Origin of the sequence: Sphingopyxis sp. OAS728 (genome assembly GCF_014873485.1) — a bacterium.
Taxonomy (GTDB): Bacteria; Pseudomonadota; Alphaproteobacteria; order Sphingomonadales; family Sphingomonadaceae; genus Sphingopyxis.
In genome coordinates this window covers 4227595-4248693 of record NZ_JADBDT010000001.1, presented here as the reverse complement: position 1 = coordinate 4248693, position 21099 = coordinate 4227595, and the positions used below count along the sequence as shown (strand labels likewise).

Annotated in this window: 17 protein-coding genes; 6 read left to right on the top strand and 11 right to left on the bottom strand. The window is 66.0% G+C overall.

From position 1 onward, the window contains the following. The first annotated feature begins 153 nt into the window (after positions 1-153). The 4 genes from GGC65_RS20130 to GGC65_RS20115 are packed head-to-tail and all read left to right on the top strand — an operon-like array spanning position 154 to position 2986. Positions 154-642: a hypothetical protein gene (locus tag GGC65_RS20130; protein ID WP_192648783.1), complete on the top strand. Its 489-nt coding sequence runs from the start codon at positions 154-156 to the stop codon at positions 640-642. 1 nt (position 643) lies between these two features. Then, positions 644-1129 carry a hypothetical protein gene (locus GGC65_RS20125; RefSeq protein ID WP_192648782.1) on the top strand — a complete coding sequence of 162 codons (486 nt, stop codon included), beginning with the start codon at positions 644-646 and terminating at the stop codon, positions 1127-1129. Continuing rightward, positions 1083-1613, top strand: a complete 531-nt coding sequence (locus GGC65_RS20120; RefSeq protein WP_192648781.1) for a Mov34/MPN/PAD-1 family protein — start codon at positions 1083-1085, stop codon at positions 1611-1613. The genes GGC65_RS20125 and GGC65_RS20120 overlap by 47 nt, the downstream gene beginning before the upstream one ends. Further along, positions 1610-2986: a thiamine biosynthesis protein ThiF gene (locus GGC65_RS20115; protein ID WP_192648780.1), complete on the top strand. Its 1377-nt coding sequence runs from the start codon at positions 1610-1612 to the stop codon at positions 2984-2986. Before GGC65_RS20120 ends, GGC65_RS20115 begins: the two co-directional genes overlap by 4 nt. Before the next feature lie 143 nt (positions 2987-3129). On the opposite strand, the gene GGC65_RS20110 is transcribed toward GGC65_RS20115, so the two are convergent. The 11 genes from GGC65_RS20110 to GGC65_RS20060 all read right to left on the bottom strand — a co-directional run bounded on the left by GGC65_RS20110 (position 3130) and on the right by GGC65_RS20060 (position 17510). Beyond that, entirely contained in the window at positions 3130-6462 is a 3333-nt protein-coding gene (locus GGC65_RS20110) for a UvrD-helicase domain-containing protein (protein WP_192648779.1), read from the bottom strand. Then, a complete protein-coding gene (locus GGC65_RS20105) occupies positions 6462-7076 on the bottom strand; it encodes a helix-turn-helix domain-containing protein (RefSeq protein WP_192648778.1) in 615 nt (204 codons plus the stop codon). Before GGC65_RS20105 ends, GGC65_RS20110 begins: the two co-directional genes overlap by 1 nt. Beyond that, positions 7076-7741 carry an RNA polymerase sigma factor gene (locus tag GGC65_RS20100; RefSeq protein WP_192648777.1) on the bottom strand — a complete coding sequence of 222 codons (666 nt, stop codon included), beginning with the start codon at positions 7739-7741 and terminating at the stop codon, positions 7076-7078. The genes GGC65_RS20105 and GGC65_RS20100 overlap by 1 nt, the downstream gene beginning before the upstream one ends. 81 nt (positions 7742-7822) lie before the next feature. Continuing rightward, entirely contained in the window at positions 7823-11263 is a 3441-nt protein-coding gene (locus GGC65_RS20095) for an ATP-binding protein (protein ID WP_192648776.1), read from the bottom strand. 2 nt (positions 11264-11265) lie between these two features. Continuing rightward, positions 11266-12516, bottom strand: a complete 1251-nt coding sequence (locus GGC65_RS20090) for a metallophosphoesterase family protein (protein ID WP_192648775.1) — start codon at positions 12514-12516, stop codon at positions 11266-11268. 356 nt (positions 12517-12872) lie between these two features. After that, positions 12873-13802, bottom strand: a complete 930-nt coding sequence (locus GGC65_RS20085; RefSeq protein ID WP_192648774.1) for a HEPN domain-containing protein — start codon at positions 13800-13802, stop codon at positions 12873-12875. Between the two features lie 233 nt (positions 13803-14035). Then, complete coding sequence (locus GGC65_RS20080) at positions 14036-14683, bottom strand: alpha/beta hydrolase (protein ID WP_318780238.1); 648 nt, start codon at positions 14681-14683, stop codon at positions 14036-14038. Positions 14684-14945: 262 nt separating this feature from the next. Beyond that, positions 14946-15425 (bottom strand): CinA family protein, encoded by a 480-nt coding sequence (locus GGC65_RS20075; RefSeq protein ID WP_192648772.1) that lies wholly within the window; start codon positions 15423-15425, stop codon positions 14946-14948. A gap of 3 nt (positions 15426-15428) precedes the next feature. Beyond that, a complete protein-coding gene (locus GGC65_RS20070; RefSeq protein ID WP_192648771.1) occupies positions 15429-15923 on the bottom strand; it encodes a hemerythrin domain-containing protein in 495 nt (164 codons plus the stop codon). A gap of 243 nt (positions 15924-16166) precedes the next feature. Beyond that, positions 16167-16442 carry a hypothetical protein gene (locus GGC65_RS20065; RefSeq protein ID WP_192648770.1) on the bottom strand — a complete coding sequence of 92 codons (276 nt, stop codon included), beginning with the start codon at positions 16440-16442 and terminating at the stop codon, positions 16167-16169. 267 nt (positions 16443-16709) lie between these two features. Then, positions 16710-17510 (bottom strand): DUF1206 domain-containing protein, encoded by an 801-nt coding sequence (locus tag GGC65_RS20060; protein WP_192648769.1) that lies wholly within the window; start codon positions 17508-17510, stop codon positions 16710-16712. Positions 17511-18001: 491 nt separating this feature from the next. On the opposite strand from GGC65_RS20060, the gene GGC65_RS20055 reads away from it, so the two are divergent. Together GGC65_RS20055 and GGC65_RS20050 are read left to right on the top strand one after the other, a co-directional pair. Beyond that, on the top strand, positions 18002-20371 hold the full coding sequence (locus GGC65_RS20055) for a CHAT domain-containing protein (RefSeq protein WP_192648768.1): 2370 nt from the start codon (positions 18002-18004) through the stop codon (positions 20369-20371). A gap of 140 nt (positions 20372-20511) precedes the next feature. Next, positions 20512-20784: a DUF1153 domain-containing protein gene (locus GGC65_RS20050; RefSeq protein WP_192648767.1), complete on the top strand. Its 273-nt coding sequence runs from the start codon at positions 20512-20514 to the stop codon at positions 20782-20784. Positions 20785-21099 lie beyond the last annotated feature (315 nt).

Below are 21099 nucleotides of genomic sequence, written 5' to 3'. Positions count from 1 at the left end.
GGCGTTCATGATCGCCAAAGTGACCTCGACCGGTTCACGCCGGCGCGTAGGCTATTTTACCCAGACTGAAAATTTTTTCCCGAATCTACGGAGCCAATTTCGCTGGGGTTCTTGAGGGCGGCCGGTTCGCCGCCTGATCAGGAGCCAAGTCCCATGTCCCACACCGTCTTCATCGCCGTCCAGGGTAACGACCGCCTCGTGGAGGTCGATCTGCCCGGCAACGCCTCAATCGAGTTCGTCCGTGCCTCCATCAAGGAGGCTGGCATCGAGATCGACGGGGAGTTCATCCTTTTCCTCGACGAAGATGACGACCCGATCGAGTGGCTCGGCGACAAGCGCCCGCACCACATCAAGCACGGTGCGAAGCTGCACCTCGCCAAGTGTCGCAAGATCGACGTCACGATTCACTACCTCGAGCAGACCAAGCGCCACAGCTTCGCGCCGGGCACCCGCATCCGCCGCGTGAAGGCGTGGGCGGTCGACCGCTTCAAGCTGGCCGAGCGCGACGCCGCTGAGCACGTCCTGCAGGTCTGCGGCAGCACCGACCGCCCGCCGACCGACACGCCGCTGCACAAGCTTGTCAACCATGGCCACTGCGAGTTGTGCTTCGACCTCGTCCCCGACGTCCGCGTCGAGGGCTGAGGTGAACGCGCCCGTCAGCCCCAGCCAGCTGCTGCTCGAGCGCGACTTGGCCGCACCGGAGTTCCGGTGCGGCCAGTTCGAAGGCCGATGGAGCGTCGTGTCGCAGGCGTGGCCACACGCGGTCATCGCCGTGTCGGCAGCCCCCCGTCCGAACTCGCCCGTCGAATTCGGCCTGCGATTCGAATGCAGCGGCTATCCGCATCAGGCCGTCACCGCGCAGCCCTGGGACCTCGCCACCAACGCTCCGCTTGCCGCGCACCTGTGGCCACGGGGCAAGACCATCCTGCCTTCGGTCTTCCGGCCCGAGTGGCAGGGCGGCACCTGTCTTTACCTCCCGTGCGACCGCATCTCGATGAACGGCCACGATGTCTGGGTGAACCAGCATCCCAACCGCCTGTGGCAGCCTGCGCGCGGCATCATCTGCTATCTGGAGCAAGTCCATGACCTTCTCAATCAGGACGATTACACGGGCGCTGCTACGGCGTAGCCGCGGCATCCGCGTCGACCCTGCACGCTGGTCCGCGCTGCTGGCCGGACTCGACCGCCGCGGCGAGCGCTGTCACGAGGCGGGCGCCTTCCTCCTTGGGACGCGCGAGGGCGACCTTCGCGAAGTCCAGGACGTCATCTTTTACGACGACTTGGACCCCGAGGCATACAGCTCGGGCGTCTGCATCCTGCACGCGCCCGCATTTGCCGCGCTCTGGTCGATGTGCCGCGTGCGCGGCCTCACCGTCGTCGGCGACGTGCACACCCACCCGGGCGGCGCCTTTCAAAGCGAGGCGGACCGAACCAACCCGATGGTCGCGCGCGAGGGCCACATTGCGATCATCGTGCCGAACTACGCCATCCGCCGTCCCCCGACCGAGCGGCTCGGCATCTACGAATATCGCGGAAATCACGAATGGGCCGACCATTCCGGCGTCCGTGCGCACCGCTTCCTTCACAATGACTTCTGGAGCACGTTTCTATGACCACCGATCCCGACCGCCTGCACCGCACGGCGAAATACTTCATGGATAGCGGCCGCGCCGCGACCGCCGAGGGTGCGGTCGACATGCTCTCCCGCTTCGGTCTCGCGATCAGCGTGGACCCGGCGACTGTCACGACGGTGAACGGCCAAGTCGGACTGCTCACCCTCGTCAATGCGGCGCGACGCACGATGCTCGGCGGCATCGAGGTCGAGGGCGTCGAAGATCAAGCGGTGGTCACGAAGCTGGCGACCGAGGCAACCCTGCGCGAGGCGATCGAGACGCTAGGCGGTACCTGTGTCAAGAGGGTCCGCACCGACTGGCCGCGCGCGATCATCGGCGATGTGGGTGCGCCACCAGGCCCGACGCCCGCGTGGCGGCTGCAGTGGGCCGGCTGGCGCGGCGGCGTGATCCCGTCGACGTGGCCTGCGGCTATGACGGGCGAGGCCATACCGCTGGCGCCCGCTATGGCCGCGGCCGCCTGCGTTGGCGAGGTCTTCGCCTGGCATGCCGGTGACCACGACATGGCGGGGCGGCGCGCGTCGGGCCTCTCGATCTGGGCCCCGGGCAGACGGTGGATGGAGCTGGATCCGACCGAGCCGGCCCTGCGGCACCTTCCCACGCATCTCTGGTTCATCGGCCTTGGAAACCTTGGCCAGGCGTTCGCCTGGGCGCTGGCGTCGCTGCCCTATCCCGAGGGTGCGGAAGTCGTGCTGATGCTCCAGGACTTCGACAGAATGGCCATGTCAAATGACAGCACCTCGCTGCTCGCGGTGCCAGAGCAGCCGACTGTTATGAAGACGCGGTGGGTCGGCGACTGGCTGGAGCGCCGGGGCTTCGACGTGCGGCACGAGGAACGGCGTTTTGGTGCTTGGACCCGTCGCCACCACCTCGAGCCCGGCGCGGCGCTATGCGGCGTGGACAACGGCGTCGCCCGCGCTGCGCTGGAGGAAGCCGGGTTTGACTTGGTGGTCGAGGCCGGTCTGGGCGCCGGAACGCAGGGATTCCGGAACTTCTCCCTCCACAGTTTTCCTGGGCCCAAGCGCGCGAGCGTGATCTGGGGCGCCGCGGCGTCGGCCACAGCTCCCGACGTGTCGGGGATGCCTGCTTACGAAGCGATGAAGAAGGAGGGCGTCGATGGCTGCGGCCTCGCCCAGATCGCGTCACGCACGATCGGCGTACCCTTCGTCGGGCTGACCGCCTCGATCCTTGCGGTGGGCGAGTTGCTGCGGCGCCTGCACGGCGGCGGCGCTATGGAGCTGGTGTCGGGTTCGCTGATGGCACTGGACGACACTGAGGCTTTCACAGGCGCCCACGAACCCTACGCCCATGGCCACGTCGACCTCGATCCAATTGACATCCCCGAGGCGGCTTAAAGCTGTTCCGGCGGCGGGGACGTCCTGCCGCCGGCGCATCGGCAATTGTCGGCATATGACCGTGATCGACAACGTCCGCACCCTAACGCCTTGCCTCCACGCCGATGCCCGCCTAGCCCGCAATTAGGGCGACGCAGTGCGGTTCACACGCCGCAAATGAAATAGCACGGGCAATTCGGGCAGTAGCGTGGATCGCTCGGCTTGGCGGGAAAACTCCCTGCCTCGATCCCGGCGATCGCATCCCCGAACTCCTTGATCGCCTTGTCCTCTTTGCCAGCGGGGAAGTCGCGCGTCACGCCGTCGCCCGGGTAGTAGGCCTCGACCGAGATCGTCCGACCCGGGAACCTGCGCTGCGCCGCCAGCAGCAGCGCGCCGTAGATCGGCTTGTCGCCCTCGCTCTTAGTCTGCCGCCCAGTCCTGATCCGATGCACGCGGACCACGGCGCCCGCGTCGACCAGACGGTCGGGCTCGATCGTCAGGGTGCGGCCGGCGACCGGCAGTTCGAGCGGCCCATCGAGATACGCCCCCTGCTCGGCCGCGACGTATGCGGCGCCGTTGGAGACCATGCGGTTCGCGGCCTGGCGATAGTAGTTCTCGAAGCCGTGACCCACCGGCCCGCGCGCCGCCCATATCGCATCCAGCTGCGCCAAGGCCTGCGCCGCGCTTGTCGCGACACCCTCTCCACGCCGCTGCTCAATCCACGCCAAGGTCCTTCGGACGCACCGGTGAAAGTCCAAGAAAGCGGCCCCGTCGGTGCCCGCGCGCAGACCCATCATGTGCTCGTAGCGGTATTTCGCCGGACACCGCATGTAGGTGTCGAGTTCGGTGGCCGAGTAGCTCGTCCGCTTCTCGACCGCGACGGGCGGCCTCACCGGGGGCTGCGGCACACTCGATGGCGCCGAACGGGTCCGCGTCGGTATCGCTGAGACCGAGTTCAGGAACTTGGACGCCGAAGCGTTTTGGGTGGTGTATCTCTGGGCGCGGGTCAGCGACAGATGGTCGCGCGCACGCGAGAGTCCGACGAAGAACAGGCATTCCTCCTCGGCGTCGTGATCCTCCTTGCCCATGTTGAGCTGAGGATATTTGCCAAGCGATGGCTTCCTCGATCCCTTGCGGCTCGCAGGCATGTATTTCGTGGCTAGAGCGGGCAGGTGCACCGCCGGGAACTCAAGGCCCTTGCTGCCGTGGATCGTGAGCACCCGGACGGCGTCAATGTCCGTCGCCTCCGCGGATATAGCGCGGTAGGCGCTATCTTGGTTGAGCAGCTCGATGCGCCGTATGCGCGCCAGCAGGCGGCGGCGGCTCCTGTCTCCCGCAGCGTCATGCTCGCCGCACACCTTGAGCAGCTGGTAGATCGCAATCAGCTTCTGCCGGTCGGCGGGATCTGAGCTACGGACAAGCGGGTCAAGGTAGCCGCCAGTCTCGAAAAGCCATCCCGTCAGCATCGCCCAGGGGGTCGTCGCAACGCCGACGAACGCGAGCTCGGCGCCGAGCCGGGCGAGGCCGGAGCCTCCGTCGACCGAAAGGCCTTCGATCTCGGCGACCCGCGACAGCGCGGTAATCACCGGGAGCTTCTGCTCGCCGGCCCATCCGATCACCTTCAGGGTGTCCTGCTCCGTCGCGCCATACGCCGGCAACTGGCCTACCCGGACTAGTCCCATTCCCCCGAACTCGGCGTCGAGGGCGACCAACGACAGAAGGTCCCGGATCTCGCCGCGCTCGAACAGGTCGCCCAGATACAAAAGGGGCACGTTCAGCCGCTCGAGCAGAGCCGTCAGGCGGCCCAACGTAAGGTGGCTGCGCGCGAGTATGGCTTGGTCGCGATAGGGAACGCCGGCGGCCCTCAACCCCTCGATCCGGTCGCGGATCGCGCAGGCCTCGTCCTCCAATGTCCCGCAGACCTCCAGCGTGACCTCGCCGACAGCGCCGCGGTTGGCTTCCCACTGCGATTGCCGGCCACCGGCCATCCCGCCTGTGAAGGCTGCGAAGGCCCTGACGACGGGCGTGCCGGACCGGTAGTTGATCCCGAGTGTGTGGCGTTTCCCGCCGAACTCGGTGGGAAACCTCTCGACGTTGGATGGCTCGGCTCCTCGGAACCGGTAGATCGACTGGCGGTGGTCGGCGACGACCCAGATATCGCGGCATTCGGTAGCGAACGCGCGTAGCAGCATCGAGCTCGCATAGTTCACGTCCTGGTACTCGTCGACAAGCAGGTGCCGGTAGGACCCAACGACGTCGGCCCGGACCTCATCGTCCGCCAGCAGCGCGACCGCATGGCGGATTAAGTCGCCGAAATCGACGGCGTCTGCCTCGGCGAGTAGCCTCTCGTAGATTATGTAGACATTGCCGACCTCGACTGCCTTCTCGGCGGCCTCGCGGCCCGCGTCGTCGACCGCCGCCCGCAGGTCCGCCTCCGCCGCGGCCAAGTAGTCGGTCGGACCGATCAGCTCGTCCTTCGCGCGCGAGATCGCGCTCACCACGAAGGCGAGCTCGAGGGCCGGTTCGAACAGGTTCTGGTAATGCCGGAGAGGAAGTTGCTCAAGGTTTGCTTCCAGCAGCGCCAGGCTCGCCGTCGGGTCTAGTATCTTGACCTTGTCAGTCCGGCCGATGCGCCCAGCGAAGCGTGTGACCAGCTCCAGGCCGAAGGCGTGGAACGTCCCGACCCACATCTCGATGGCCGCATCGGCGTCGACCGCCGAGAGGCGCTCACGCATCTCCTCGGCGGCCTTGTTGGAGAAGGTGAGTGCGAGGATCGACGACGCCGTGTCTCCCTTGAGTATCCGAGAGACACGTTCGACCAAGGTGCGCGTCTTGCCGGTGCCCGGACCGGCGTGGACCAGCAGTGGCCCATCGTCCCAGTCGACGGCGGCCTGCTGGTCATCGTCCAGGCCATAAGTGACCTTCTCGCGCTCCTCGACCTCGTGACGGACGAGAGGCGGCAGCAGGAGTGCCCTGATCGCCTGCTGCAGCACGAGGTTGCGCGGCAGCCCGAGCTCGGTCGCGATCTCAGAAGGCTTAGCACCGGCCAAGAGCCTGTCCCTCAGCCAGTCGGACGGGCACAGGAACTCGCCTGCGAAGACGTCCGCTTGCACCTCCTTGCGCTCGCGCGAGGAATATCCGTCGACACGCGCCCCGCCGCTCTCCACCGGCTCGCCGGAGAGCCGCATCGACACGTCGGTCACGTCGCTCTCGGGATCGGTGTGGAGCCGGAAGTGACCGAACTCGTGTGCGATAACGACCACCTCGTCCTCATCGGCCTGGCCACGCGCGACATGGACGATGCCGGGGCCGCGCTCGAAGAAGCCGAGCACCTCGTCGCCCGCGCGCGTGCCCGGATCGAAAGCGACGATCTGCAGGTCGTGGAGCTCGACCATCGCGTCGATGAGGTTTCGCGCGGTCGGAGCGGCGTTGGTCCTCGCCAAGGCGGCGGCACGGCAGTCCCGTGCCGCGAGCCGGATGTCGCTCCAGGCGTCCATCAGAAATCAGCCAGCCAGTAGTCGATTTCCTCTTGGGTCATCCCGGACGACCTCACGATCTCCTCAAAGGTCCGCTGCTTCGCGACGGGCTGGCCAACGGCCTTCGCACGGCCTCCAAGCGACGGAGCCATCGCAGCGCGCGCATGCGCCACGTTAAACGCCTCAAGGGACACGCCCAGTTCGCGCGATATCGCGGTGGAGAACCGGGGCCGCACGTCAGACATCCGTCCGGCGAACAGGTCCGCCACCACGACGCGCTCTATAGGTAACCTTCGCGCCAGCTGCGGCTGGGACAGTCCAGACCGCCTGAGCATCTCGTTGAGCGTCGGCACCGGAGTGGCCGCGGCCTCAAAGGCCCGGTCGTCGGCCTCCGCTGCGAACATCGCCGCCTGGACGCGGCTGCCAGCCCGGGCGATCATGTCGTCGTCCAGCTTGGCGGGCGCCTCGAGCGTGTCGGCCAGCATGGCCAGACGGACGGCCGCGTGCTCGCGGATATCATGCGCGAACTTTGGGTGAAGAACCGCCCAGCGCTCCACGTCGGCGCGGGTTGGAATGTCGCACTCCTCATGGAATGCGATCAGCACTTCGTCCCTTTCCTGCCGATTGTCTTCCATCACGATTTTCCGATCTTCTTAGCTAGTTGCGTCTGGACGGCCGCGACCCTGGAGGCGGCGGTGTCCGAGCTGATCCCGAGGATGCTCGCAATCGAAGGGCCGTTCTTGCTGCTGCAGGGGACCCCCTGCATGTGGAGCACGAAGGCGGCGCGATTGTCCTTATCCCGGATGCTGTCCAAAATGCGCTGCACGTAGACCTCCTGCTCCGCATGGGAGAACAATTCGGTCTTGGGATCCACCATGCCGCCGGGGTCGTCGACCATGTCCGGGCTTCGCTTCATTGCAATTATAGCCTTGCGCGCGTGATCGATCGAACGCTTGCGGAGTGTGGACTTGAACCACTTCCTCAGACCTTCGCCGTCGGCGGCGGTCGGCGACAGCAGCGCATCCACCATGGCGGCGTGCACATCCTCGACGATGTCACGGCCCTGGTTGGCGAACGCAGTCGACGAGATCTCGCCGCGGATGACCTCCAGCATGCGACGGGAGATGAAGCGGATCATCTCCCGCACGAAGTGCTGGTCGACGCCCGCTCGGCGGTAGTTCGCGCGGATCGCCCCGACGATAACCCCTTCCGGGAAGCCGGACAGCTGGCGATGCTCGACGATCCGGCGCCAGCTATGATGGTCGCCCGCCAGCGGAGGCTCATCGTCCGCGTCACTCATCAGTATCTCCTCCAATTCTGGACCTCAGAGACATGAGCGAAGACCGACGCGGAAAATCCGGAAAAAAAATCACCCATCCGATCACGACAGCGTACATTCGGAATGGAGCTCGGCGCCGACCACCGACTTTGCAATCTGGACGAGGTGCGGGTGATGGGTGAAGAACAGCACCTGAGTGCTCCGGGCCACCTCGACCAAGACCCGGAAGCCGGCCTCGGCCCGGCGGTCATCGAAGTTCACAAATAAGTCGTCGGCGAGGAACGGTAGGGCGATCCCGGCCGCGACCGACTGCTCAAGCGCAGCGAGGCGCAGTGCGAGGAACAGCTGGTCTGTGGTGCCCTCGCTCATCGCGTCGACGTCGACCATCGTCCGCATGTCGTCGCGCATGCCCCGGAGCCGGGGGGTGGGGCCGTCGGTGTCCACCTTGAGCGTCGCGTAGCGTTCAGTGGTCAGGGTCGAGAAGAGTTCGCCCGCGCGCAGCAGCAACGGGTCCTGATGCCGCTCGCGATACCTCTCGATAGCCCACTTCAACGTAACTGCCTGCGTCCGCTTCAGAATGTAGTCCTCGGCGAGGACCTCCAGCTCCGAACGGGCCTGCTCGGCATCGGAGGCCGCGGCGACGGCGGCGGTGCCACCCGTGTCGAGCGCCGCGAAGGTGGCACGGGCGTCGCCGTGTGCAGTCGCCGCCGCGTCCACGGCCGCGTTTAAGTCATCGAGACGGGATCCCAGCGTTGCCAGCTGCGACGCGATCTGATCCGGATTGGTCGCCTGAACAGCGGCGACTAGTGCGTCGAGTCCGAGACCGTCGCCGGCCTCGGTGATCGCGCCTTCGATCGCTGCCATCCCTTCGACCAACGCGCGCCTCGCACTTGAGCGCTCTATCAACGCACCGAGCGCAGTCCGGTCCGCCGCGCCGGTTTCCGACAAGAATGGGGCAAGGGCCACATCGGTCGCCCTCAGCTTTGCCTGCGCCTCCTGCAGCTCGCCTTGGCGGCGACGGCCCTCCTCATCCAGCGAGCCGTGAAGCGTCGCCGCGATCCGCGCCGCCGCGAGCCTGTCCCGCATTAAGCGGAGACGCTCGGGCACCTCGCCTTCGGCGATGCCGAGCGTGTCAGCGAGCTCCCCCACCGCCGCCGCGTGATCCCGGGTGTCGCGCGCGATGCCATCGACTCGACGACGAAGGAGCGCTTCTGAGGAAGACGCCTCGCGAAGCTCGTCGAGGAGATCGAGCACGGCTCCGCAGGCGGTCACATCGATGTCCAGGCTCGCCTCGGCCAACGCCGCAGACCAAGCTGCGGCGTTCGTCGTTGCTGCGTCTTCCGCCGCGCGAGCCCTTCGGTCGAGCGCGATGGTCTCGATTCCTACCTGATCCAGCTCCGCCTGCGCCAGTAGACGCTTACGCGCGATGTCCTCGAACGCCGCCCGGCGCGCCTCCGCCTTGGCGAGCACGGGCTCGAGTGCACCGGGTGCATCCGTGGTCCCGAGGGCGGCGGCGAGCGCCGATCGCGCCGCGTCGCGCTTGGATTCAGACCGCTCGGCCTCCAAAACCAAACCGCGCAGCTCGGTGTGCGCCGCTTCGCACGCGTCGCGGTCCGCCTGCCAGGAACTGAACCTGTTAGGCTCTAGTTCAGGCAAGCCAGCATCGCCCAGCCGCCCTCGCCAGGTAGCAAGGACTTGATCGTGACGGTCGCGCGCCGACCGGGCGCGGGCCGCAGCCTGCTCACCTGCGAGATCGTGCGACGCCCGCGTCCGCTCCAGCAGCGACAGCCTGCCCGAAGTGTCGGCGGCCGCGTAGCGTGAATCCGCCCGCCTATCCGCCGCCGCGATGCCCGTCTCGAAATCCGCGACCGCGTCTGCTGGAGACGCGAGGACCGCGCCATCCACGAGGTGATCACGGAGCGGCCCCCAAAGACGGTCGCGCTCGGCCCGTACCTCTAGGATGTCCTCGGCCGATACCGCAGTCCCGGTCGCTAGCTGAGAGATTTCAAGCGCTGAGGCCGAAGACTGGTCCGACGCGCGCTGGGCGGCCTCTTTCTCGCGACGGATGTCCGCGACCAATGCCGCTAAGGCGTCGCGCACCTCCTGGATCTCCGGGGCACCCACCTTGGGCAGGCGGGCGAGCGCATCCGCGTCGCCGGTCCACGGCGCGAGCCGGGCAAGCGCGTCGGCGGCGGCGCGCTTGGCGACATCTAACCTGCGACGGGCGGCGTCGCAGCGGGAGTCGGCGTCGGCGCCCAGCGCGCGCGCCTCATCGACGGCTGACGATAACGTGTCGTCGGCGTCGCCGATTATATTAGCGGCAAGCGCCGCTTCCGCACGACCCCGCCGCTCATCGATGCGCTGCCGCTCCTCATGGACCTGGCGCGCGGCCAAGCGCTGCTCGCCGTCGATACGGGAGAGCTCCCGCAGCCGCGCCGCGAGTTCACGCGGCAGCGCCGCATCGGCGTTCGGGCCAGCCTCGGCGCGGAGCCGGCGGACCGCCGTCGTCGCGTCAGCGTGCTCCGCCTCGAGGCCGACCAGGTCGCGCTTCGCCTTTATTTCGGCGCCCGCTTCCGCGACGAGGCGATCGATCTCTTCCGCCTCCCCGAGCACATCCGCGTCGGTCGATACGGCAGCACGCCGGTCTGCGATGTCCGCGCACAGGCTCTCGGCAGCCGCAATCGCGCGCACTGCCTCATTTGCCTCACGGATCAGCTCCTCGGCGGTGGTCTCGCCCTGACGCCCGAGATCCACGACCCCCTCATAGTCGGCAAGCGCCGCCGACTGCTCTTCGCGGCGCCGGACGAGCGGTGCGACACGCCTCACGCGTTCAGCGGACCTGGCCTCGGTTTGGACCGCATCACGGTCGCGGCGCGCCGCTTCCAGCGCCTCGCGCGTCCGCTCCGTGGCGAGCCTGGCGTCCGACCAAGCCTTTGGCTTCAACGCGTCGTCGCGCACTATCCTCGCGGCCTCCGTAAGCTGGCGCTGGGCGTGCGTGAACGTGCGGCTGCCGCGGTTCGTCGGGCCCCAGATAGCGTCGGCCTCTAACTCCAGGCGGCGCAGCTCGTCGGATACACCGGTCAGGCCAGACCCCGCAGCGAACAGCGTGCGACCGACATCGTTCTTCGCCTCGACCATGGCTTGTCCGCCCGACCGGAGCGCCGCCTGATCTAGACTGAACGAGAGGCTGAACGTGTCGCGGGTCTGGCCGCGAAGCATCGCGGCGAGCGGCCCCTCGTCGATCGCGGCGTCGTCGGCACCAACCAGCGTGCCGCCCGTCCCCTTCTTCCGGCGGCATGCGAGCGTCGTGCCGCCGTCCTCGAGCACAGCGCCGACACGTAGCAGCGAATAGTCGAATAGGAAGTTGTATGGCGATCGCTGGGGAAAGCCGAAGAGCAGGTCCGAAACCGCAGCCAGCGACGTCGTCTTGCCGGCCTCGTTCTCGCCGTAGATCACGTGGAGGTCGGGACTACCGGCACGGAAGCTCAGCTCGCAGTCCTCGAAGCGCCCATAGCGTTCGAGCGAGAGGCGGGAGAAGCGCATGCTTAGCTCTCCCTCATGAGGCGCGACCGGAGCGCGGTCGACGCGGCGCCGAGGACTGCCGCCCAGTCACCCCGCGTGGCCGCCAGCCGCAATTCGCCATCATCGGGCTCGCCCAGTGAAGAGCTCGCCGCAAGCAAGAAGCGTTCGAGGTCGCGGCCGATCTCAGACACGAGGCCGGGATCGGCCGCCGCCCCGTAGATCATGGCGCCGAGATCCTCGCCGACCGCTACTGTCGTTCGCGCCGGCTCGCTCACCTCGACCCTGACCTTCTCGACGAACAAGTCGGGTGATATCGACGACGCAATCGCGCGGACGTCGTCGCGGAGCGTCGCGGCACGGTCGCGGAACGCGCCGGCGTCCGCCGTCTCGCCGACGAGCGTCACGCGGGCAATCAGCGGCCGACCAGATGCGTTGGCGCCGTGGACGCCTACGAGCGCGGACCGCAGCAGGTCCTCCACGTCGTCCATGTGCGCGCCGGCGCAGTTCACGTCGAGACGCGCCCAGCGGATCACATCGAGCTCGACCCGCTCCACCAACGCTACCTCGCCGTCGGCTACATCGACCAGGACCGCGCCCTTAGCACCGGTCTCCCTGATGGTCCGGCCTTGCACGTTACCGGGGAAGACGACGTACGGCTCGACGCTGACGACCTCGAACTCGTGAACGTGACCGAGCGCCCAGTAGTCGTAGCCGCGCGACCGCAGGTCCTCAACGCTGCAAGGGGCATAGTCCGCGTGCCCCTGCCGGCCGGCCAGAGCCGTGTGGAGCATGCCGATGTTGAAGACGTGCGGCTCGGCCGGCGGATAAGCGAGGACAAGGTTCTCGGTGACCGCCGGCGTCGAGAAGCTCTGGCCATGGACCGCGACGGAGAGGTGGGCAAGGCGGTGTGTCTCGGGCCGCCTCGAACCAAAGAGATGGACGTTGGGCGGCCAAGGAACAGTGCGCGATACCACCGAAGCAGCGTCGTGGTTGCCGGCCAGCACGAATGCCGGGATGCCCGCCTGGTCGAGCCGCCCCATCGCCTTCGCGAAGTAGAGGCCAGTGCCCATGTCACGCCAGTCGCCATCGAAGAGGTCGCCCGCGATCACGACGAAGTCGACCGCCTCGTCGATCGCGAATTGCACAAGGTTGTCGAAGGCTGCGCGCGTCGCCGAGCGGATATCGTCGACGGGCAAGCCCTCATATCTCGACAGGCCGTGCAGCGGGCTGTCGAGGTGGATGTCGGCTGCGTGCAGAAACCTGAATCTCGTCAACTCATCCCCCTGCTCCGGACCGGCCGCGTGTTCGAGTGCGCCGCCAAGCTAACGGAATGTGTGGGCAATTGATCGCTACTTACAAGGCTTAATACGGGTTCGCACCGGATCGGACTCATTCACGGGCCGTCGCTCGGTGGATCAGGCGGCCCTCTTCGCCTGCGTGGCTTTTAGCTGATCGCTACGAATTGCGTGCAGTGGAGGTCTGCTTCAACTAACTTCTGCACGCCCTCTACTTGACTGAGACCCCTCTCGAATCTGTCAGCTCACGGGGCGATTACTAGCGTCCGCTTTCGGGCTCACGCCAGCTCCCAATTGAATGACCATTGTCAGGCGCAAACCGGCCGCTCGAAACCCTAGCCCGCGTCCCGCGCCGTCTCCTCGAGTTCTGCGATCCTTTCGCGGCAAATCATCTCGACGATTGCCGCCAGATTTTCGACGCGCTCCCCGAGCCAAGAGAGCTCCTCTTCGCTGATCCGATAATGCTTCGAATAGCGTGCCTTGATGTAAGCTGCTTTGAGCTTCTCGAACCGCGAGCGATCGACTTTGGCCTCACGCGGCCAAGCGTCGATCAGGCGTGCGTCCATTCCCTCGGCCTGCGTGCGGAGAAACGCGAGGTTGTGAATGTGCGGTGTGTAGAAGGTTCGGACAAGCAAAACGCAGTGGTAAAGACTCTCGACGGTTTGGTGCAGCAGGAATGCAGCCTCATTCGTGAAACCCTGATCGATGGCATCGTTGCTTAGCTTGAGCTTTCGTTTTGAGGCGGACCACCACTCATCAAAATACTCGCGCGCCGCATCGAGCGCCGCGTGCGGCGTCATCGGTTTGGGCTCGGCGAACTCGCTGTCGTGCGCTTCATAAAGCGCGATCCCGTCGCGCGCCACGTCGAGGAAAAAGTAGCGTCCTTGTGCCAAGCCTTCGTTCATCTCGCCGAGAGCATGGACGATAAAATTGACGGGCGTGCGAAGCGTCTTGGTGATCCCGAACTCGCGATTCAGCCGGTCGTCAAGTTTCGACCAATATTCGACGCGGTCGGTGAGCCTCTTGTCGTTGACGAGAACGAGCAGGTCGTAATCCGATTGATAGCCCTTCGCCGTGTGCGGCTCGTCAACCCAGCCGCCGCGCGCATAGCTGCCGTAGAGGATGATCTTCGAGATACGGCCCTTCTTCTTCCAGCCCATCGTGGCGCGCGAGATGGCGTCGTCGAACTCTTCGAAGATGATCTGCACCACGCGTTCGAGCTCGCGCTGCTTGTGGGGAGGAAGGTGATCGAGACCGGTTCGCATCAGGGGAACAGTCTAGCAACACGCGGATGAACTTACACCCCTTTCCGGCCAAACCGGACAAAGAATCGCTCTCAATTCGAGACTATTACTCCGATCACGCTATCGGCGGAGCGGCCGATTTTCAGTATCTAGTTTCGGCTTTCGCACGCGTGGGGGCGGCCGCGACCGGACCAGAGCCCGGCCAGCCCGGTCCCTCGATCGTCTCGGCAGCCTTTCGTGTCAGATCAGGATCGCTACGAGCGAGCGAAGGCCTCTGCCACGAAATCGCGCCCAAGCTTCAAGCCGACGGGATCGACCGTGTGCGCGACGCCGTGCGAGATGTGCGTCGTGACCTCGACGCCAAGGCGCTTCAGCTCGGCCTCGGACATATGAAGTGCCGCCACCGGAACCACCGGATCCGCGGTTCCGTGCACGAGTAAGACCGGGGGTTTCGAAAAATCCCGATGCGCGAGTTCGGCCGCCGAGGTCAGCAAGCCCGAATAGCCGACGACGGCAGCTACCCGCCCCGGCCGGCGCAGCGCGACGTGGAGCGCCATCATCGTGCCCTGACTGAACCCGACCAGCGCAAGGTTTTCGTCGGTCAGGCCATATTGCGCGAGCTTGCGGTCGATAAACGTGTCGATCGCCGGGGCCGCGAGAGCAGCTCCCGCTGCGAGCGCAGACGGCGCAAATCCCGACAAGCCCCACCATTGATAGCCCCTTGCCATCATGCCGCAGCGCTGCGGCGCATGCGGCGCCAGAAAGAGCGTATCTGGAAGCGCCTCCTGCCATTGAGGTGCGAGCGAGATCATATCGGTGCCACTCGAACCGAAACCATGGAGAAGCACTACAATGTTTTTGGGCGCCCCGCCCGAACGCGGCTGGAGGCTGGCACCATTCACGATTTTGGACAAATCAGAGGACTCATTCTTTCAAGGGGATGACAGATCCGCACAAAGACTTAGCCGCGCAATTCCGCGCGCCGCACGGTCCGAGCCCTTGGCGTTTTGGCTTTGTTCCAAGATGGGGAAGCGCGCGTCAATTTACCAGCCCCCTCCCCTGTTCTCCACCTTCCGGCCCGTCGTCACCATGAGCCTCGCGCCCGTGGGGCGACCGGCGAGATCGGCGCGCAGGCTAACCGTACAGCATAAGCAAGAAGCCGGACTAGGCGGCGATCTTCTCCATCAGATCGATGGCCTCGGCCACCGCCCTATCCAGGACCTGCCGCCTGCCGATATCGCCGAAATGAAAGGTCGTCTCGCCGCCGCGGCCCTCGCCGCGCCAGGCGATGTGAACGAGACCAACCTCCTCGTCATCTTCCTGCGGCCCGCAAAAGCCGGTGATCGCGATCGCGATGTCGGCGCGGCTTTCCCTTAGTGCCGCAGATGCAAGTTCGGCGGTCACTTCCATGGTCACGCCGCCGCATCGCTCGGCTTGGGCTCGCTCGATCCCGAGCGTCTCGCATTTGGCGTCCACCGAATAGACGACATAGCCGCGCTCAAGATGCGATCCGAGCGCGGCATGGCCGCCGAGAGCCGCCGCGAGTTGCCCCGCGGTACAGCTTTCGGCGGTGGCGAACCGCAGCTTGCTGCCTTCAAGCGCTGCGGCGAGCCGATCGAGACGCTCGTCGATCAGCGATGGCATGGCTCACATCGTCACGAGCTCGGCGGGCGGAAGCCCGGCCGTCTCGGCCTGCTTCTTCAATTCTTCCTTCCGCGCGAGCATCGCCTGGCCGAGCGCGTCGAGGTCGACATCGGCGGCGCGTGCCTGCTGGAACATATTGTCGTGCTGCTTTTCTTCTTCCTTCACATGATGCTTGATCTCTTCGGACAACACCGTGACTTTTGCCTCGAAAAACTCGTCTTCGGGCCCCGAGGCGACGATGTCGTTGATCAGCACCTTCGCGCCGTCATGTTCGACATAGGCTTCCTTCAAGAGGTCGTCGTCGATCTTGCCCTTCAGCGCCGGATAGAAGACCTCTTCCTCGATCTGTGCATGGATCTTGAGTTCGGTGCAGATCGTCTCGGCGAGCTTCGCCTTCCGGTCCTTGCTCGTCGCCTTTTCGAATTCTTCGAACAGGCCTTCGACCGTCCGGTGGTCGGCCGCAAGAATGTGGGTGGCGTCGGTATCGGTGGGTTTCATTGCAGTCCCTTTCTCTTATCCCCGCACTGGAGAAATGATCGAGGCATGGCATAGTTGCGGGTGGACCCCGCAAATCGAGGAAGGTTATTCGATTTATATCGCTCCCGCATTACTCATAGCTGCTGCGCGGCAAAGCCCGTGAGAAGGACGGTATACACAGGGCAGCACGCGCCCCGCACCTCCCATACGACAAAGGGCGCCGGAACCCGGCGCCCTCCACCCTGCCCTTTAGGGGAGGCAGACTTATTTCTTCTGGGTATCGCCGACGCCGCTTTCCGACGGCGCGATTTCGCCATTGTCGTCCATCGCGTTGGCCTTTTCCTCGCCCTGCTCTTCGACGACGTCCGCCTTCTGCTCCATGGCTTCCTTCGCCGGGCCGTCGGGCATCGCATCGGCCTGGTCGTCGATCGCTTCCGCCTTCGCTTCGGCCTGGTCCTCGACCTTGTCGGCCGCAGGGCTCTGGCATGCTGCAAGGCTCAACGCCGACGCTGCCGCGAACAGGATAATCATCTTCTTCATCTTGGCTCTCCCTTGTTGTCCAAGCCCCTAACGCCGCGCGGGCCAATCGGTTGCGACGAGATCCGCATCATCGGATTTGAACCCGCCAATCGGCGATCGGGGTCATGAAGACAGCGAGCGCGCTCGCGCGACTTTTCACCATCCTGCGGCTTCGCAGGCCAGCAAAAATAATTGGAGTTGAAGGTCAAAGCGCGGTGACGACCAGAGCGTGCCATCCCGCGTGCCATGTGCTGAGAACAGAACATCCGACCTCGCGGACTAGCCGGACTATCGGCGCCGCGCCGAGGCGAGACGCGCAACCATATCCTCGTCGTGAATGCGGCGCCACCGCGCCTCGACAAAACTGTGCACGCCGAAGAGAAACAGGCCCGCGGCGACAAGAAGATAGAGGGTGGGATTGTCGGTGAGCGATGACAGCGCGTCCCCCAGTCCCTTGACCTCGCCCGCTGCCCCGAACCAGCCCGCGCGAACGAGCGATGTACCGATCACGGCGAAAACGACCGCCCTTGCCGCCAAGCCCGCGCGGCCCACAGGGACGGCCCAGGCGGGCGCCTGCGGATCGAGATCGGCCGCGAACTCGGTGGTCCAGGCTTTGATGATCTGATGCGCGGCAGCTGCCAGGAAAGCGGCACCGATGAGACCGAGCAGCGCGCCGCCCAAGGGTATATCGAGCAGCATGCCGGCCGCCGCCTTCTCACGCTCACCCTCACCTCCGCTGGTTCCGCCGGTCGCAAGCCGAAGCGCGGCCCAGGCGAGCAGAAAATGCGCTATGCCGCTCGCGGCACAGCCGATGCGGATCGCGATGCCCTTCGCACGGTCTCCCTTCTGTTCACTGTCGAGCGCGGCACCGTAGAGACGATACGCCCCATATAACGCCAACCCCATTGCAAGCAGGGACAGCAGGATCGGTCCGCCTGGCATGTCGCGCACAGATCGGAATACGGCTTGGGGACTGGGGTCGGAAGCGCCGGAGCCGCCGATCGCGATATAGGCGAGCAAGCAGTAGACGACGCCGCGAGCGAACCATCCGGTGCGCGCGAAAGTTTCCAGCCGCCGAAATCTGTTCATAGCGTGCGTCCCGAGATAGCCGTTCAGCCCGAACGCTCCCCCGGTCTCGCAGTTCCCACGGAGGAGCCGGCCATCTCTCCCTTTTTGAAAAACCGCCTGCGGCGCTGCAGTTGTGAATTAAGCGCCGGGACGCCTTGCCCAGCACGAACGAGATGATTGGACGGGCTGAAACCACAGCGCGTATCCTGCCCGGCGTTCGCGAAGCCCAGTCGGCGCATGCTTCCGCTGCATCGCTGCCACCCGCCCCCAAAAAAAGCGCCCGCCCGGAACAATCCGGGCGGGCGCCAGATGAAGAATTCGCCTCTCGCAAGGTCGAGCTCTCCTGGGTCGCGGGGCGCTGTTAGGGCGAGGGTCCGGAAAGCGATTGGACGGAAACGCCAAATCGCCGCCGCCGCATTGCCGTTCCGGCGACGAGCGGCTAGCTGACTTAGGATCAGCGGGGGCGGATGGCGATGCGCAAGATTTTCGGAATGATTGCGGCGATAAGCTGCTTGACCGGCTTGACCTACGCGCCGCTTGTCAGAGCGCAATCGCCGCAAGCGCAGGACGATGACCGCAAAGCCGAGTTCGACAAGCGTATCGCGGACATCAAGCGGCGACAGAGCGCGACGCCCTATAGCGACAAGTCGGCGCGCATCGCCCTGCTCACCGAACGTGCCGGGATCATAGCCGAATATCATGGCGAGGAGAGCATTGCGCATGCCGATGCCCTCCAGCTCCTCGCATTCGAATATTATTCCGAGAAGCGATGGCGAGAGGATGCGGCGCTGCGCACGCGCGCGCTCGCGATCCGCCGCAAGCTTCAGGGCGATCGTTCGAGCGACACGCTTTATGCCGTACGCGCGCTCGCGCATTCCCTCGCCGAAGACGGCCGCGGACCCGATGCCGTGAAGATCCTGGCCGACGTGCTGGCAGCTTGGCCGAGCGGCACAAGCCTGACCGACGCGGCCGAGCACAACGTGCCCCGCGGCCGCACGGTCGAGGGCAAGGCGCTTGGCATGGCGGCCGCCGCGCATGCCAGGCTGGCGATCCATGGCGGCGATGCCGCCGCCGCGCTTCCCTCGGCGCGTATCGCCGCGGCGTCCTCCCTCGCCTACCGGCGCGGCTTCGGCGTCGGCGTGCTCGACGAGCAGATGGTCGAGCTTGCCGAGCGAGACCCGTCCACCCACACAGGCGAAGAGACATTCGCCGAATGGTCGCGCCTTTACGCCGATGCGCTTTGGGAGGCCGCCGGGACGGACCCGTCGGCGAGATCCGATGCTCTCCTCATTCTCCAGGACATCATGGCCGGCCGCACGTCGCGCGCGCTGGCGCGCTCGGCGGCGACACGCGCGGCGGCGGCGTCGGGCGCCGCCGGACTGGCTGCGGATCGCGATGCCAAGGCCGCCGAAATCGGCGCGCTCTTTGCGAGAAGCGAGAGCATGAAGACCGGCAGCGAGGCGGACCGCGCGCTCTGGCAGGAGATCGGCAGCGCAAATGCCGAGCTCGAGGCGATCGACGCGCGGCTGACGGCGGCGACGCCCGGCTATTTCGAACTGGTCAAGCCGGCACTGCTGGACGAGCCCTCGGCCCGGGCCTTGCTGGCCGACGACGAGGCTTTTTTGATGATCGTGCCGACGCCGCGCGGTACGCACAGCCTTGTTCTGACGCGCGAGAGCATCGAGTGGCATCGCTCCGCGATGACCGAGACGGAGCTTGCCGGCCATGTTCGCCGCCTGCTCTGGGACGTCGGCGCGAATATCGAGGTTACGCCGGAAGAAGAGGAGCGCTGGTCCGCCGAAGGCGAAGGCGACTTTCCGTTCGATCGCGGGACGGCCTTTCGCCTCTACGAAGCGTTGATTGCTCCCGTCGCCCAGGCGCTTTCCGGCAAGCGGCATCTCTTCACGTCGGCGACCGGTTCGATTTCCTCGCTGCCGCTCGGCATTCTCGTTACCGAGAGACCGGCGGGCTCCGACGGCGACCCTGCGATCCTGCGCGCAACGCCCTGGTTCGCGGACACGGCGGCGATCGTCCAGCTTCCCTCGCTCCAGTCGCTTCAGCTCCTCCGGACGGTTGCACGCCGCGGCGCTACGGGCCCGGGAACCAGCATGATCGGTTTCGGCGATCCCTTGCTCGAGGGAAATGCTGCCACGCGCGGCGTCGAAGGACGCGTTCGCACAGCGCGCGGCGGCCCGCCGAACGCCAGCAGCATCTGGCGGGCATCAAGCGGCGAGGCCGGACTTGCCGATCCCGCAGCGCTCCGCCGCCTGGCGCGGCTTCCCGGGACCGAGAAGGAACTGAAAGCAATGGAGGCGCTCGTTGGTCCCGGCAAGACGAAGCTGTTCCTGGCCGGTGCCGCGACCGAGACCAATGTGAAGGCGGCCGACCTCGCATCGGCATCGGTGCTCTTTCTCGCCACGCACGGCCTTGTCGCGGGCGAGGTCGGCGACATCGGCGAACCGGGACTCGTGTTCACGCCTCCAACCGCTGCCAGCCCCGCCGACGATGGCTATCTAACCGCGAGCGAGGTGGCGGCGCTTCACGCCGGTGCGGGGTGGGTCATCCTGTCGGCTTGCAACACCGCGGCGGGCGATGGCCGGGCCGGAGCGCCCGGCCTTTCCGGCCTCGCAAGAGCCTTCTTCTTTGCAGGATCGGAGAGCCTGCTCGCCTCGCACTGGCCGGTCCGCGACGATGTGGCAGCCGTTCTCACCGTTCGCCTGTTCGAGATATTGCGCGCCCATCCGGGCCTGTCGCGCGCGGAAGCGCTACAACGCGTCGAGCGGGAGATCCGCGGTGACACCCGCGACGATCCCTATCTCAAAAGCTGGTCGCATCCGAGCGCCTGGGCGCCCTTTTCATTGATCGGAGATGCGGGCCGCTGACCCGGTGACAATCTGACCCGCCGCGGTCAACCGCTGGTCGCAAACGCCGGCATTTGGCAAGATTCCGTTAACCTCGCCCGCGCATATTTTGCGCGGGGGGCACATCAAGCGGCGCCAGCCGCGCGAATGGAGAGTTCGCGGTGCTCGAATTGGTAACAAGACCGACATCGGTTGCTGGCGCGACGGGCCCGATTACGATCGCGGACCTGCCAGCAACATCCACGACCCACTGGGTCGCCCGGCGCAAGGCCGACGTCCTTGCTGCGATCGACGGAGGGCTCCTTGATCTCGAGGACGCCTGCCGGAGGTACCAGCTCAGCCAGGAAGAACTCGATAGTTGGCGGCGCTCGCTCGCACGCGCGGGCATTGCTGGCCTGCGTGTCACGAAGATGCGGCGAGATCGAAAGCGATAGGAATTTTCCAAAGTGCCGCGCGTCCCCACAACTGCGCACGGCATTATGAGGGCGGCGCGGGCAGACTGGTCCCTCTCGCGCCGTCCTCTGATTTTCAGGCCGCCGCTGCCCGGCCAGACCGCATCATCGCAGGCACGGCCAGAACGTCCCGAAAGCCATTCGAAGAGCCGATCACACCGACGCCCACCGTGCGGTTGGTCTCCGCATGGTCATTCGGGCAACCGATATTCATTCGGCGGCCGTGTTCACCGCGCTTTTAACGCCGCTTATCATCGCGTCGCCAACCCGCCGCCGTTGCGAGTGGATGGCGGGGCC